11 protein-coding genes are annotated in these 15,105 nt (G+C 56.5%); 6 read left to right on the top strand and 5 right to left on the bottom strand.

All coding sequences use genetic code 11. The features are described from left to right. The first annotated feature begins 10 nt into the window (after nucleotides 1-10). Both fsa and gldA read left to right on the top strand, forming a co-directional pair. Complete coding sequence (gene fsa, locus H7R76_RS23015; RefSeq protein WP_182966576.1) at nucleotides 11-673, top strand: fructose-6-phosphate aldolase; 663 nt, start codon at nucleotides 11-13, stop codon at nucleotides 671-673. An 11-nt stretch (nucleotides 674-684) separates the two neighbouring features. Further along, nucleotides 685-1,788 (top strand): bifunctional L-1,2-propanediol dehydrogenase/glycerol dehydrogenase, encoded by a 1,104-nt coding sequence (gldA, locus tag H7R76_RS23020; RefSeq protein ID WP_106929386.1) that lies wholly within the window; start codon nucleotides 685-687, stop codon nucleotides 1,786-1,788. A gap of 66 nt (nucleotides 1,789-1,854) precedes the next feature. Here the strand turns inward: gldA and katG are convergent, their stop codons facing one another. Together katG and metF are read right to left on the bottom strand one after the other, a co-directional pair. After that, nucleotides 1,855-4,029 (bottom strand): catalase/peroxidase HPI, encoded by a 2,175-nt coding sequence (katG, locus tag H7R76_RS23025; protein WP_182966578.1) that lies wholly within the window; start codon nucleotides 4,027-4,029, stop codon nucleotides 1,855-1,857. Between the two features lie 333 nt (nucleotides 4,030-4,362). Further along, nucleotides 4,363-5,250 carry a methylenetetrahydrofolate reductase gene (gene metF / locus H7R76_RS23030; protein WP_106929383.1) on the bottom strand — a complete coding sequence of 296 codons (888 nt, stop codon included), beginning with the start codon at nucleotides 5,248-5,250 and terminating at the stop codon, nucleotides 4,363-4,365. Nucleotides 5,251-5,700: 450 nt separating this feature from the next. On the opposite strand from metF, the gene H7R76_RS23035 reads away from it, so the two are divergent. Then, complete coding sequence (locus tag H7R76_RS23035) at nucleotides 5,701-7,200, top strand: PTS transporter subunit EIIC (protein ID WP_182966580.1); 1,500 nt, start codon at nucleotides 5,701-5,703, stop codon at nucleotides 7,198-7,200. 89 nt (nucleotides 7,201-7,289) lie between these two features. Then, nucleotides 7,290-8,306, top strand: coding sequence for a Mal regulon transcriptional regulator MalI (malI, locus tag H7R76_RS23040; RefSeq protein WP_106929380.1), 1,017 nt, complete (start codon nucleotides 7,290-7,292; stop codon nucleotides 8,304-8,306). Here malI and H7R76_RS23045 read toward each other — a convergent pair. Continuing rightward, on the bottom strand, nucleotides 8,279-9,187 hold the full coding sequence (locus H7R76_RS23045; RefSeq protein WP_106929378.1) for a LysR family transcriptional regulator: 909 nt from the start codon (nucleotides 9,185-9,187) through the stop codon (nucleotides 8,279-8,281). The two genes, malI and H7R76_RS23045, sit on opposite strands and share 28 nt — an antisense overlap. Before the next feature lie 89 nt (nucleotides 9,188-9,276). Between H7R76_RS23045 and H7R76_RS23050 the strand changes: the two genes are divergently transcribed. Then, nucleotides 9,277-9,660: a carboxymuconolactone decarboxylase family protein gene (locus tag H7R76_RS23050; protein ID WP_182966582.1), complete on the top strand. Its 384-nt coding sequence runs from the start codon at nucleotides 9,277-9,279 to the stop codon at nucleotides 9,658-9,660. A 163-nt stretch (nucleotides 9,661-9,823) separates the two neighbouring features. Here the strand turns inward: H7R76_RS23050 and H7R76_RS23055 are convergent, their stop codons facing one another. After that, complete coding sequence (locus H7R76_RS23055) at nucleotides 9,824-11,380, bottom strand: bifunctional metallophosphatase/5'-nucleotidase (protein WP_182966584.1); 1,557 nt, start codon at nucleotides 11,378-11,380, stop codon at nucleotides 9,824-9,826. Between the two features lie 133 nt (nucleotides 11,381-11,513). Between H7R76_RS23055 and H7R76_RS23060 the strand changes: the two genes are divergently transcribed. After that, nucleotides 11,514-12,698 (top strand): cytoplasmic protein, encoded by a 1,185-nt coding sequence (locus tag H7R76_RS23060; RefSeq protein ID WP_227673934.1) that lies wholly within the window; start codon nucleotides 11,514-11,516, stop codon nucleotides 12,696-12,698. Here H7R76_RS23060 and H7R76_RS23065 read toward each other — a convergent pair. Next, complete coding sequence (locus H7R76_RS23065) at nucleotides 12,673-15,105, bottom strand: bifunctional aspartate kinase/homoserine dehydrogenase II (RefSeq protein ID WP_106929373.1); 2,433 nt, start codon at nucleotides 15,103-15,105, stop codon at nucleotides 12,673-12,675. The genes H7R76_RS23060 and H7R76_RS23065 overlap by 26 nt on opposite strands.

Consider the following 15,105-nt stretch of genomic DNA (forward strand, 5'->3'; position numbering starts at 1 on the left):
AGGAACGAGCATGGAACTGTATCTGGATACCGCCAATGTGCAGGAAGTTGAACGCCTGGCGCGCATTTTCCCCATTGCTGGCGTGACCACCAACCCCAGCATTGTCGCTGCCAGCAAAGAATCTCTCTGGGATGTGCTGCCGCGCCTGAAAAAAGCGGTTGGCGAAAGCGGCACGCTGTTTGCCCAAACCATGAGCCGCGACGCTGACGGCATGGTGGCGGAAGCACGCAAGCTGAATGACGCCATTCCGGGGATTGTGGTCAAAGTCCCGGTTACCGCTGAAGGGCTGGCGGCGATTAAACTGCTGAAAAAAGAAGGCATTCCGACTCTTGGCACGGCGGTTTACAGCGCCTCACAGGGGCTGCTGGCCGCGCTGGCGGGCGCTAAATACGTCGCCCCGTATGTGAACCGCGTTGACACCCAGGGCGGCGACGGCATTCGCATGGTGCAGGAATTACAGTCATTGCTGGAACTCCACGTACCGGAAAGTAAGGTACTGGCCGCCAGCTTTAAAACACCGCGTCAGGCGCTGGACTGTTTACTGGCAGGCTGCGAAGCCATCACCCTTCCTTTAGATGTAGCGCAACAAATGCTCGGCACACCCGCGGTAGAGTCAGCAATAGAGAAGTTCGAGCAAGACTGGAAGAACGCATTTGGTAATCTGAACCTGTAAGGGAGAAATGTATGGATCGCATTATTCAATCACCAGGTAAGTATATTCAGGGCGCTGACGTTATCACTCGCCTGGGTGATTACTTAAAACCGATGGCCAACAGCTGGCTGGTTGTGGGCGACAAATTCGTGCTGGGATTTGCCGAAGAAACGTTGCGCAAAAGCCTGACCGAGGCCGGGCTGGCCGTTGAGATTGCCCCCTTCGGCGGCGAGTGCTCACAAAATGAAGTTAACCGTCTGCAGGATGTGGCAAACAGCGCCAAATGCAGCGCCATTTTAGGCATTGGCGGCGGCAAAACGCTGGATACCGCCAAAGCGCTGGCCCACTTTATGAATCTGCCGGTCGCGATCGTCCCCACCATCGCCTCTACCGATGCACCGTGCAGCGCGCTCTCCGTGCTGTACACCGACGACGGTGAATTTGACCGCTACCTGATGCTGCCGCACAACCCGAATATGGTGATTGTCGACACCAAAATCGTTGCCGGCGCCCCGGCCCGTCTGCTGGCTGCCGGGATTGGCGATGCACTGGCCACCTGGTTTGAGGCCCGCGCCTGTTCACGTAGCGGTGCCACCACGATGGCAGGCGGCAAGTGCACCCAGGCCGCGCTGGCGCTGGCTGAACTGTGTTACAACACGCTGATTGAAGAAGGTGAAAAAGCGATGCTGGCCGCCGAGCAGCACGTGGTCACCCCGGCGCTGGAGCGCGTGATCGAAGCCAATACCTACCTCAGCGGCGTTGGCTTTGAAAGCGGAGGCCTGGCCGCCGCGCACGCCGTGCACAACGGGCTGACGGCGATTCCGGACGCACACCATTATTACCACGGCGAGAAAGTCGCGTTTGGCACCCTGACCCAACTGGTGCTGGAAAACGCGCCGGTTGAAGAAATTGAAACCGTGGCCGCACTGTGCCACAGCGTGGGTCTGCCGATTACCCTGGCACAGCTGGACATTAAAGATGATATTCCGGCAAAAATGCGCCTGGTGGCGGAAGCAGCCTGTGCCGAGGGGGAAACGATTCACAACATGCCTGGCGGCGCGGAACCTGACCGCGTATACGCGGCGCTGCTGGTCGCTGACCAGTATGGGCAGCGTTTTCTGCACGAGTGGGAGTAACCCCCTCACCACACAAACAAAAAATCCCCGCTTTCGCGGGGATTTTTTTATAACGTCAAAGCCACCTTACAGCAGGTCAAAACGGTCCAGGTTCATCACTTTCACCCACGCCGCCACGAAGTCTTTCACAAACTTCTCTTTGGCATCGCTAGAGGCATACACCTCTGCCAGCGCACGCAGTACGGCATTAGAACCAAACACCAGATCCGCACGGGTGCCGGTGTATTTCACTTCGCCGCTGACGCGGTCGCGGCCTTCGAACAGCTCGGACGTTTCGTCAGTCGCTTTCCACTCGGTGCGCATATCCAGCAGATTGACGAAGAAATCGGTCGTCAACGCGCCGACGTTGTCGGTCAGCACGCCGTGCTGGCTACCGTCAAAGTTAGCGCCCAGTACGCGCATACCGCCTACCAGCACCGTCATTTCCGGTGCGGTCAGCGTCAGCAGCTGCGCTTTGTCGATTAACAGAGACTCCGTCGTCGCTTCACCCGGCGCGGCGCGGTAGTTGCGGAAGCCATCGGCAACCGGTTTGAGCAGCTCAAACATCTCGATATCCGTCTGATCCTGGCGCGCGTCAACGCGACCCGGAGTGAACGGTACCTTGATGCTAACGCCAGCCGCTTTCGCCGCCTGCTCAACGCCCACCACGCCTGCCAGTACGATAATATCGGCCAGTGATGCTTTATGCGCTGATTTATAGATGCCTTCCAGTACCGGCAGCACGCGTGCGGCCGTCGCGTTCACTTCCCAGCCGCGCTGTGGTGCCAGCGCCAGACGGGCACCGTTAGCGCCACCGCGTTTGTCACCGCCGCGGAAGGTCGAGGCTGACGCCCACGCCACCGAGACCAGTTCGCTCACGGACAGGCCAGAAGCCGCAATGTCTGCTTTCAGACTTTCGATATCTTCTGCGGTTGGGTTGAAGAACGCATGCGGCAGCGGATCCTGCCAAATCAGATCTTCTTTCGGCACTTCCGGTCCGATGTAACGCGCTTTTGGCCCCATATCACGGTGGGTCAGCTTGAACCACGCGCGCGCGAAGGCTTCGTTAAAGGCCTGCGGGTCGTTGAGGAAACGGCGAGAAATTTTCTCAAAGTCCGGATCAAAGCGCAGCGTCAGGTCGGTAACCAGCATGGTTGGCTTACGTTTTTTCGACGGATCGAACGGGTCTGGAATAATTTCCGGTGCGTCGACCGCTTCAAACTGGATAGCACCAGCCGGGCTGCGGGTCTGGACCCACTCATATTTGAACAGGTTCTCGAAGAAGTAGTTGCTCCACTGGGTCGGGGTCTGAGTCCAGACGACTTCCAGCCCGGAGGTGATGGCATCTTTGCCCGCACCGCTGCCAAAGCTGTTTGCCCAGCCCAGGCCCTGAGATTCAATCGGCGCCGCTTCCGGATCCGGACCAACATGGGTGGCGGACGCCGCGCCGTGGGTTTTACCCAGCGTATGACCGCCGGCGATCAGTGCGACGGTTTCTTCGTCGTCCATCCCCATGTTGCCAAAGGTCGCGCGAATGGCAGATGCCGCAGACAGCGGTTCACCGCTGGCGTTCGGCCCTTCCGGGTTCACGTAAATCAGGCCCATTTCTGTGGCCGCCAGCGGGCGTTTAGCCAGCTCTTCAGGATCACGGTGCGCCAACCAGGCTTTTTCGTCGCCCCAGTTTACGTCCTGATCCGGTTCCCAGACGTCTTCACGCCCGGCGCCAAAACCAAAGGTGCGGAAGCCGGAGTTTTCCAGCGCCACGTTACCGGCAAGAATATACAGATCGGCCCAGGAGATTTTTTGCCCATACTTTTGCTTGATTGGCCAAAGCAGGCGGCGCGCTTTATCCAGGCTGACGTTATCAGGCCAGGAGTTGAGCGGTGCGAAACGCTGCTGGCCGCGCCCTGCGCCGCCGCGTCCATCGGTTGAACGATAGGTACCCGCCCCGTGCCACGCCATGCGGATAAACAGCCCCACATAGCCGCCCCAGTCGGCTGGCCACCAGGACTGCGAGTCTGTTAACAGTGCACGAATATCACCCTTCAACGCAGAGTAATCTAATTTGCTGAATTCTTTACGATAATCGAAGTCCTCGCCCAGCGGGTTGGATCGATTGGAATGCTGATTAAGTAGGTCAACGCGAAGCTGCTTCGGCCACCAGTCTTTACTACTGGTGCCCGCGCCCGCACTTTGATCGTGGCCACCACCGTGGTGGAAAGGACATTTACCTGCGTTCTGGATATCGTCTGGCGTGCTCATCACTATGCTCCCTTACAGTATTTATCGTTAAGATATACACCCCTGCTGATAAGTTATAGCTGAAATGACCCACGGATTTGATAGTTAATTCCTCTTATTTTTCCCTTGCCAGAGAGGAATTTTTGCGCAGGTCGAGTCTATGCTTGCACAATTTGGGGTAAGTTGGCTGTGATCGATCGGGAGAAATGATAATAAACCACTAAAAATGTGAGGATTTTCTTATGTCCAGGCAGGGAATTTGAACGCGAGCCATTGCCCGGTGGCGCTTCGCTTACCGGGCCTACAAAATACCCATGTCGTAGGCCGGATAAGCTAACACCATCCGGCAAAATGTTATGCCGGACGCACACCCAGCGTGTGGCAGATGGCATAGCTCATTTCCGCACGGTTCAGGGTGTAGAAATGGAAGTCTTTCACCCCTTCGCGGCTGAGGATTTTCACCATGTCCATCGCGATACTGGCACCGACCAGTTTGCGGGTTTCCGCATCGTCGTCCAGACCTTCAAACATCGTCGACATCCAGGCCGGAATACGCACGTTGGTCATATCGGCAAATTTCTTCGCCTGCTTGAAGTTAGAGACCGGCAGGATGCCCGGGATAATTTCGACATCAATACCGGCGGATACGCAGCGGTCGCGGAAGCGCAGGTAGCTTTCGACGTCAAAGAAAAACTGCGTAATCGCGCGATTAGCACCGGCGTCCACTTTGCGTTTCAGGTTCAGCAGATCGGCCTGCGCGCTTTTTGCTTCCGGGTGTACTTCCGGGTAGGCGGCGACAGAGATATCAAAATCCGCAACGTCCTTCAGCAGCGTCACGAGATCGGCGGCGTACATGTCCGGCTTGCCGCTGCCCGGCGGCAGATCGCCGCGCAGGGCGACGATATGGCGAATACCGTTGTTCCAGTAATCCTGGGCAATCGCCCGCAGTTCATCGCGGCTGGCGTCGATACAGGTCAGATGCGGTACGGCTTCAAGACCCGTGCGATCCTTAATGCCTTTGATGATGCTGTGCGTACGGTCACGCTCACCAGAGTTCGCGCCGTAGGTCACCGACACAAATTTCGGCTTCAGGCTGCTAAGACGATCGATAGAGTTCCACAGGGTTTGCTCCATTTCACTGGTGCGCGGCGGGAAAAACTCAAAAGAAACGTTAATCTGACCGGCTACTTCAGCCAGACTCTGGTTCAGCGCTTCCCGCTGGTTGGCGTGAAAAAAGCTCATACCTTACCTCATCAATCGCATGTCATTATTGTTGTACTGTAAACATCTATCCGTTTAGACGTCTGGATGTAAAAATGCCGCAAAAGACGACGGGCGTCAATAGAAAGATCGGCGTAAAAAGTGAGTAATACTCAGTAAAGATGAAAAAAGTTCATCTTCCGAATCCGGGGAAGATAAAGCACTAGCAATACCGCATTTCCAGGTGGAAACCATCGCGACGCGTCGCCCGTCGTATCGCTTCAATCACGATAACCACACTTTTTATACAGAATTAAAATTGCGAGCCACTTCGCATATTTTCCACACATCATCATCCTGAACAAAAATTCTATTGCAGACGTTAATGGCTTGTTTCACGATAAGTAGAACGTTCTACTATAACGTTATACCTAACATAAACAGGGTTATTAAAAGCACGCACGAAGAGGCGTCTATCCGGGGGAAATCAGTATGAGTCTGATATCGAGTGTCGTTAAATCGCTTTCTAAACTGTCGATGATTGGCCGCGCGCTGATGCTGCCCATCTCGCTGCTGCCTGCGGCCGGTCTGCTGCTGGCGTTCGGGGATAAATTCCACCTGCCGCTGATGATGAACGCAGGCGGGATTATTTTCGACAACCTGCCGATGCTGTTCGCCATCGGCTCCGCCGTCGGTCTGGCATCCGAGTCCGGCATCGCGGCGCTGTCTGCCGCCGTTTCTGTCTTCGTCACCAATATCACCATCAGCACCGTGCTGGGTATCACGCCGGAGATGGCGGGGCAAGGTGGGAAATATGCGATGGTGGTCGGTATTCCGACTCTGCAAATGGGCGTCTTTGGCGGCCTGATTTGCGGTATCCTCGCGGCCTGGTGCTATAACCGTTTCCACAAGATGCAGTTGCCGGAATTCCTCGGCTTCTTCTCCGGTAAACGCTTCGTCGCCATCGCTACCGCGCTGCTGTCGTTTGTGCTCGGGCTGGTTCTGCCATACATCTGGCAGCACATTCAGGCGGGTATCGACGCACTGTCGGTGATCATCAATGGCGATAACCAGGCGGTATCGACCTTTATCTTCGGTCTGGTTGAACGCGCGCTGATTCCGCTGGGCCTGCACCATATCTGGTATCCGTCGTTCTGGTACTCCTTCGGCGATTACACCACCCACGCGGGCCAGGTGATTCACGGCGATCAAACTATCTGGTTCAAAATGCTGGAGGAAGGCGTGAAATCCTTCAGCAGCGACACCTACCAGAATGCCGGTAAGTTTATGCAGGGCGAGTTCCCGCTGATGCTGTTCGCACTGCCGGCGGCTTGTCTGGCGATGTACCATGAAGCCCACACGAAGAATAAAAAAATCGCCGCCGGTATCCTGTTCTCGGCCGCGCTGACCTGCTTCCTGACCGGGATCACCGAACCGGTTGAGTTCACCTTTATCTTCGTGGCGCCGATTCTCTACGTCTTCAACGCCATCATGGCCGGTCTCTCCTATATGGTGATGTACCTGCTGCACGCACACATCGCTAAGTCCTTCTCAGCCGGGCTTATCGACTACATCTCGTTTGGCATCCTGCCGTCGTTTAACGGCTATCAGACCAACTTCCTCAACGCCATTATTGTCGGCGTGCCGATGGGGCTGATCTATTACTTCACCTTCCGCTTCGTCATCCGCCGTTTTGATGTCAAAACGCCGGGCCGTACCGAAACCACGGTCAGCGCCAGCGATAAAAGCGATGAAGATCTGGCCACGGAGATTATCGGCCTGCTGGGCGGCGAACAAAACATCGCTTCCGTAGGCTCCTGTATCACGCGCCTGCATCTGGAAGTGTCGGATAAAGCGCCGGTTGATAAAGATGGCCTGAACAATATCGGCGCACGTGGCGTTGTTTTCGTCGGCGATAACGGCATTCAGGTGATTTTTGGCGCCAGAGCGCAATTTATCGCGCAAACCATGTCGACGATGATTGGCAAATAATCATAAGATGTCGCCGGTTGGAGGTTCCCATCCCTGATGGGCACCTCCTTGTTTTCTGCGGATATTCACCACGGTTCAGGGAGCGTTTTTTGAAGAAGGTCAGCATAATTGATGTCGCGAAACGCGCGGGCGTCTCGGTTTCTACCGTGTCGCTGGTGCTTCGTCAGAAAGGAAAAATCTCCGATGCGACCATCGAAAAAGTGCAGGCTGCTATTCATGAGCTGGGCTACGTTCACAACGTGGCCGCCGCCAACCTCCGCTCTAACACCTCTAATCTGATTGGTCTTATTCTTCGTGACTTCAGCGACAGCTTCTCCATCAAAGTGATGGCCAGCATTGTGCAAGAGCTGGAGGCACAGGGCTATATGGTGTTTCTCGGCCAGCCGCTGAACGAACACGAGCACCTGGAACGCTGCCTGTTGTCGTTTAAGCAGCAGGGCGTCGCCGGGGTCATCTATCTGGCGTCCGACGTGCGCCGCGATACGCTACCCGCGCAAATCCGCCAGTGCCCGCTGCCGCTGGTCGTGGTGTCGCAGTCGCCGATCAACGCCGAATGCAACCGCGTGCTGCGCGATAACCAGCAGGCAGCCAGCCTGGCCACCCGCTATCTGCTGGAGCGCGGCCACCGCTACATTGCCTACCTTGGCGGCCAGGAACATGACCTGATTCGCCAGCAGCGCCTGGTGGGCTTTCGCAGCACCCTCACCCGCCTGGGCATTGCCAATCGCGATGAGTTTACCCCCGCCTGCGGCGACGACACGCACGCGGCAAGCGTTGCAACCCGCCAGCTGCTGGAAAATAACAACGCCATCACCGCGCTGCTGTGCCATTCTCCGGACGCGATGATTGGCTGTATTGATGGGATTCATAAAGTGGGGCGCACCGTGGGGAAAGATGTCTTCTTAACCCAGCAGGTTGCGCTCATTGGCTTTGAAGATATGCTGCACATCAACCTCACGTCACCGGCGTTTACCTACGTCTCTTCCGCCAGCGAAGAGACCGGTCGCCAGGCGGCGACGCTGATGATCCGCAAGCTGAAAGAGCCCGCCTTACAAAACCAGGTCATTACGCTGTCGGGTCAGTTGGTCACTCGCGAATCAGCCTGAATCACGTCGATCAACCAACCGAGCCGCGCGGCGTTTTCCGGCAGCATGACCAGCCCGCACTGTAAACAGAGCGCCGCTTCTTCGAGGGGCCTGAACACCACGCCCTGGCGCTGAATAGCGGCAAACGAGGCGGGAAACAGACTCAGCCCTTCGCCGCGGGCAATGCGCGCCAGCAGTACATCGTGCTCCAGCGGTTCTTCAATACAGGTTGGCGCATAGCCTGCACGACGAAAAATAGCGCGCGTAAAGTCAAAGAAGGCAGGGTTACGTTCACGCTTAAACCAGAACAGCGGCCGATGAGCGATCGCAGGCAGCGTCAATGATGCCTGCGCCGACTCCGGCCACTGCGCAGGCAGGGCCGCAATCAGCGGCTCCTCGCGGGCAAGTGGGATCGTGCTTAGCTCTGACGTTTCCAGCGGCAGCGCCACCAGCGCGGCATCTATTTTCCCCCGCCGCAGCTGGCGCACCAGCTCCGGCGAACCGTGGCGCACAATATTCAGCGTCTCGACCCGCGTCGCAAGCAGCACTTCCAGCGACGTAAAAAAATCCGGCTCAAACGCAGTTGTCAGCCCGAGCCGCAACGATGATGTTGCCGTTTGAACCAGCCCGCTCAGGGCGGCGTAAGTCCTGTCCTGCTGCGCCAACAGCGGGCGAATAATCTCCAGCACCCGCAATCCTTCATCCGTGAGCGTCAACCCTTTGGTATGACGCACAAAAAGCACCACCCCCAGCCGTTCTTCAAGCTGGCGAATGTGGCGGCTCAGCGGCGGCTGCGACATATACAGCCTGTCCGCCGCACGGCGCATGTTGTTCTCTTCCGCCACCACGGCAAAGTAGCGCAGCAGGCGAATATCCAGAGAGTGGAGCGGCGATGTAGTCATACCCAAAAGGTATCACGAAATCGGTATTATCCACATCACTCTACGCCGCCTATTCTCTCGCCATACACCGCACCTACGAGGGAAGAGTCATGCAATCAGAACGTTTTATTACCGGCCAGAAAATGCTGCAACAGGTTGATGGAAAAGGGGGCAACGCCGTTGTCGAGAGCCTGAAGGATATCGCCCCGGACTTCGCCCGCTATCTGCTTGAATTCCCGTTCGGTGATATTTACGCGCGTCCGGGTCTGGACCTACGCAGCCGGGAAATTGCCACCGTCGCCGCGCTGACTGCCATGGGTAACGCCGCGCCGCAGCTCAAAGTACACATCGCCGCCGCGCTGCACGTTGGCTTAACGCAGGAAGAAATTGTTGAGGTGATTATGCAGATGGCGGTTTATGCCGGTTTCCCGGCGGCGCTGAACGGACTTTTTGCAGCGAAAGAGGTGTTTACCTCTCACCAGGACAAATCATGACAAGGTCCCGAAATGCCCGATGGCGCTACGCTTATCGGGCCTACGTGGATTGCGTGACTGATTGAAATCGACATCCCTGGATGTCGCTTGCGACGCCATCCGGCACAGCGAGCGGGTTTGTCAGCAATCTGAGGCCAGCGATGTTCCGCTGGCCTGCTCTCGTTTATTTCTTCACATCTTGCACACGCATGCCTTTCAACTGCTCATCCGTCAGCGTGTTTCCCGCTTTGAAATAATCCACCACAGCATTAGACACGTAATACCCGCCGGATGTATTACGCGCTTTCCCTTCGGTAAAGGCGCTAAAACCATCACCGCCATCGGCCAGGAAGCTATTGGTCGCGATGTGATAAACCGCAGCGTCTTCAATTGGCTTACCGTTCAGCGTCAATGCCGTGACCCGCTGGCCCACTGGTTTGCTGCTGTCGTACTGCATCGCCAGACCTTTGGACGTTTGCAGAACGCCGTTGCTTAAACCGGCACCGTGCTCCATCAAACTGCGCAGTTGCTTACCGCTGAGGTCCATTGTTGCAAGCTCGTTCGGGAACGGGAAAGTACTAATGACCGCCCCCATGGTGATGGAGCCTGCCGGGATTTCATTGCGGATGCCGCCCGAGTTCGTCAGCGCCAATTGCGCCTCTTTCCCCGCAGCCGCCAGCAGCGCATCTGCCGCCAGGTTTCCCAGTGAGGAGGATTCGCCATAAGCGCGCGTTAACTCAACCGGCGAGTTAGCCACCACCTGCTGCACAACTTCATTCAGCTTTTTGTTCCAGCCATCAATAACCTGTTTCGTCTGCGGGTCGGGCTGCCACTCATCGGCATAAATGGTTTTCAGTTCGAAGTTCTTCACCGTAAATTGATGCGGTTTCTGCTGATAATCCAGCACCAGTTTACCCACATCAATGCCGCCGCTGTCGGTAGAAAGAATCAGGGTGTTACCGACTTTAATCGGTTCCGGCGTACCGACATGCGCATGACCGGTGATCAGGATATCTAACCCCTTCACCTGGCTTGCCGTCTGGATGTCTTTATCCAGCGCACGACGTACATCGGTTCCCCCCAGGCTGGACTGACGCGCTGGCGTGCCTTCATGGATCAGCGCCACGGTGAGATCGACCTTACCCTTTAGCTCGTCAATGTAGCGCTGCAGCCACTTCACTTCATCGCGCGCTTCGATGCCAACACGCGTCGCAGCAGAAACCGTATCATCAAAGGCAAACACGCCGTGCAGGCCAATCACGCCGATTTTTACACCCTCTTTTTCAATAATGGTGTACGGCTTATCCCAGAACATTTTGCTGCTGTTTTGATAGAAGATATTGCCCTGCACAATCGGGAATGTTGCCTGGCTCAGCTGCAGCAGCGTGTTGTCCCAGCCATGATCGAACTCATGGTTGCCCATGGTAACGGCATCGAAATTCATGGTGTTCATGATATCGATAATCGCTTTGCCCTTGGTCAGGCTGCTGATATACGGCCCGGTAAAATAGTCCCCGGCATCCAAAAACCACGTTGCCTTATTGTTGGCTTTTTCCTGCTTCACCATCGTCGTGATATTGGCCCAGCCGCCAATATCACGGGTACCATTCGCAATCCATGGGACTTTATAGGGTTCAACGTGGGCATGGAGATCGTTGGTATAGATAATAGTGACATCCTTTGCCGATGCCCATAATGGCAGCGATATCAAAACGCCAACTGCCAGCATTTTTAACTTCATAATCAACCCCTTTCAGTCATATAAAGAATTGCTACCTTACGTTCTGAAAGGTTTTTATATGTGAGAAAACTCACATCTATCGTTAAGGTGTGTAGGGCAAAATCAACGACCTTTAAAAATCGTTGGTAACACGATGACGCCGCTGTTCATCATCAATTGCTGCAAATCTTTTGGCTGCAAAAATCTGGGGTTAGCAAACTCGCCAGACTACAGCTGGCCAGACTATCGGTTGGGCTATGCCGCGCTGCACTGCCGGGCGTGTGGGAGTTACCCGCCGCTGTTTAACGATGAACACGTCCACCGTTGGTTATCAGCATATTTAACGGATTTCGCTGCCGACAACGGTCTTTTTTGCCCGAATTGTTACCATCGTGACACGATCCGTTATGGACATAATCCCCAGGGTTCTCAGCGCGTGCAGTGTCGAAGCTGCAAAAAAGTCTGGACGCCCAGGCAGCCGCCGATCGCTGCAATCCCTTCACCAGAACACATCGCCACTGTCCCCCTCATCGTTCCTTTTCAGGGAGCCAGCGCGACGCAAAAACTTTATCTGCTGCTCAGCGTTGATACATTTCGCGGCAATGTTCTGCATATTTCCAGCAACTTCACGCCGCATGTGGCTGGCGCATCATTACTTTATCGCTGGCGTGGCGTCGATGAAGCAGCGGTGGTTCATGACGATATTGTTCAGCGTGTGAGTCAGCGAGAAAGTCAGTTTTTACGCCGCAGTCAATTTGACGAAATTCAGTACGGCAGCGCGCGGCTCAAACGTAACGCCAGCGGCGCTATTCTGCGCCCGGTCATTGCCGCACATGGGCATTTCCGGGTACTGAGCCATCTCTGGCCGGGGGTCAAAACGCACGTTGTCGCCCATGAATGTTTTCTGCGAGGCGCGGTGATTACCGCATGGGCAGAGCAGTTCCGCGCGCATCAAGCCTCGCTTTGGTTCATTGATGAAAGTATGCGTGATAGTGAATGCATCATGCCCTGGCAGTTACTCGGTAAAACCAATCAGGGATGGTGGCAAAATCAGTGGCAGATTTGGCAGCAGGGCAGCACGCGTAAAATGGTATGCCTGTTAACAGAGGGGCAGGCCGAACAAGGGGCGGCAATCACGCTGGCAGCAAGCCATACTTTTATCGCCTGGCTCCAGCGGCAAACGGAATTTCAGCAAAGCGGGCGCTACTCTGCCCACTCCGTATTTCAGACGATAAAGGCGCTGACGGTGAGATACAATACCCTCATTAGCCGCAATCAATGGCCGGATGGCAACATGCCATCCGGCAACACAACTACAGCAGTTGCGCCAGTCGGTTGATATCCGACTGAATCGCCCCGGCGGTCACATCGCGACCGGCGCCTGGCCCACGGATCACCAGCGGGTTATCGCGGTACCAACGGCTCTCAATCGCGAAGACGTTATCGCACGGTAGCAGCGACGCCAGCGGATGCTCCTGACGCACCGCTTCGACGCCGACGCGCGCTTTGCCATTGGCATCAAAACGCGCCACGTAGCGCAGCACCAGCCCCATTTCCTGAGCGGCTTCCAGGCGCTGGAGCATCTGCTCGTTCAGCTCATCGCCATTTTCAAAGAAGTGATCTATGGAACCTTCTTCACAGTGCGCCGGAACCAGCGACTCCACGCGAACCTGATCCGGCTCGATGTCATAGCCCGCTTCGCGCGCCAGGATAACCAGCTTACGCATCACGTCTTTACCGGAAAGGTCGACACGTGGATCGGGTTCAGTCAGCCCCTGCTGCCAGGCCTGATCCACCAGGTCGGTAAACGGTACGCTGCCGTCGAACTGCAGGAACAACCAGGACAGCGTGCCGGAGAAAATACCGCTGATGGCCAGGATGCTGTCGCCGCTTTCAATCAGGTCGCGCACGGTATGGTTAACCGGTAGCCCCGCGCCGACGGTGGCGTTATACAGCCAGTGGCGGCCGGTTTTTTCAAACGCGTCGTGAATCTGGCGGTATTTGTCACTGCTGCTGGCCCCGGCCAGTTTGTTGGCGCTGATCACGTGGAAACCGTGGCTGGCAAAATCCAGATACTGATCGGCCAGCTGCTCGCTTGCGGTCACGTCAAGCACCACCAGATCGTCATACGGGTGCGCACGCATCCACAGGAACAACGATTCTTCATCCTGTTCAACCGCTTCGTCTTCAAAGAAAGCCAGCGCGCGACTGGCGTCCAGCCCTTCGTAGCTCAGCAGGCTGCGGCGGCTATCCACCACCCCGGCCAGCACAAATTCAAAACCGGTACGGGCAGAAAGCGTGCTTTGCTCACGCGCAAACAGCTCCAGCCAGCGAGAGCCGATGTTGCCTTTACCAAACAGCACCAGGCCGATACGCTTCTCGGCGCGGAAAATCGATTGGTGCAGGCCCTGAATCAGGCTTTCAGTTGGGCCCGCGCGCAGCACGGCTACCAGGCTAATGCCCTCTTCCGACTGCCAGGTAAACTCAACCGGCTGGCCTTTCAGCTGCTGCCAGAAACGGTGGCAATGCAGCGGGTTACGGGTGACGCCCGCGCCTACCATCGCCACCAGCGCCAGCCCCTGACGCAGCCGCAGCTCGCCAGGTAAACCGGCTTCATCAAGAATTTTCAGTGCGCTATCAACAACTTCTGAGGTGTAGCAGAACTGGAGCAGACGGTGATCCGCGTGAACGCCCACCGCCAGCGGACGAATCTGCGCACGTTTGAGGATTTGGTCGATCTCTTTATGTACCAGTTTGAAATCCTGGCCAGCCGGGACGCGGAATTCAATCAGGCAGACGTCATCATGGCTGGTCACGATTCGCGCTCCGGTACCGGAGGCAAGCACGCGTTCGATGCGCGTTGAGCCTTTATCTGGCGTGTAGCTACAGCGAAGCTGCAGGTCGATATCGCTGCCTGAAACCGGCTGTAAGGTACGCGCGTGCAGTACCGGGGCCGCCAGGCGCGCCAGTTCGCTGGCTTCATCCAGACGCAGCAACGGCAGCAGACAGGCATCTTTAACTTTGCGCGGGTCGGCGCTATACACGCCCGCCACGTCGCTCCAGATGGTCACGCGGGAAACTCCCGCCAGCGCGCCAATCTGGGTTGCGGAATAGTCGGAGCCGTTACGCCCCAGCAGCACGGTTTCACCGGCATTGTTGCGGCTGATAAAGCCGGTCACCACCAGACGTTTACCCGGATGCTGCGCCATCAGCTGTTGCAGCAACGGGTACGATAGACCCTCATCCACCTGCGGCTGCGCGCTGCGCTCCGCACGCAGGAAGGCGCGGGCGTCAAGCCATGCGGCATCCAGACCTTGCAGCTTGAGCACTTCCGCCATCAGGCGTGCCGACCACACTTCACCGTGACCGACCACTTCCGCATAGACAGCGTCATTCACGCCGTTATCCAGCAGCCCGGCCAGACGCTCCAGGTCGTGGATAAAGTCGGCAATCATGCCATCGGCAATCTCGGCAGGCAGCAGGCCGCTAATCAGATCCGACTGATAGCGGCGCAGCGTCTGCTGAACCTGATGCGCAGAGAGGCGATCGGTCTGACTGAGTTTCAGCCAGCTAATCAACTGGTTGGTGGTGCTACCGGCGGCCGACACCACCATCATATCGCCAGGCTGAGAGTACTCCGCCATAATGCCGGCCACGCGCAGGTAACACTTCACATCCGCCAGACTACTCCCACCAAATTTATGCAGCTGACGTTCGTTCGCCCCTGCCTGCGCAATCACACTCAT

The organism is Klebsiella sp. WP8-S18-ESBL-06 (assembly GCF_014169755.1).
Lineage (GTDB): Bacteria > Pseudomonadota > Gammaproteobacteria > Enterobacterales > Enterobacteriaceae > Kluyvera > Kluyvera ascorbata_B.

Coding starts and splice junctions, on each gene's coding strand:
- H7R76_RS23050 (WP_182966582.1), top strand. CDS start 9,277: ATGCAATCAGAACGTTTTATTACCGGCCAGAAAATGCTGCAACAGGTT.
- katG (WP_182966578.1), bottom strand. CDS start 4,029: ATGAGCACGCCAGACGATATCCAGAACGCAGGTAAATGTCCTTTCCAC.
- H7R76_RS23060 (WP_227673934.1), top strand. CDS start 11,514: ATGACGCCGCTGTTCATCATCAATTGCTGCAAATCTTTTGGCTGCAAA.
- fsa (WP_182966576.1), top strand. CDS start 11: ATGGAACTGTATCTGGATACCGCCAATGTGCAGGAAGTTGAACGCCTG.
- gldA (WP_106929386.1), top strand. CDS start 685: ATGGATCGCATTATTCAATCACCAGGTAAGTATATTCAGGGCGCTGAC.
- H7R76_RS23055 (WP_182966584.1), bottom strand. CDS start 11,380: ATGAAGTTAAAAATGCTGGCAGTTGGCGTTTTGATATCGCTGCCATTA.
- H7R76_RS23065 (WP_106929373.1), bottom strand. CDS start 15,105: ATGAGTGTGATTGCGCAGGCAGGGGCGAACGAACGTCAGCTGCATAAA.
- metF (WP_106929383.1), bottom strand. CDS start 5,250: ATGAGCTTTTTTCACGCCAACCAGCGGGAAGCGCTGAACCAGAGTCTG.
- H7R76_RS23045 (WP_106929378.1), bottom strand. CDS start 9,187: ATGACTACATCGCCGCTCCACTCTCTGGATATTCGCCTGCTGCGCTAC.
- H7R76_RS23035 (WP_182966580.1), top strand. CDS start 5,701: ATGAGTCTGATATCGAGTGTCGTTAAATCGCTTTCTAAACTGTCGATG.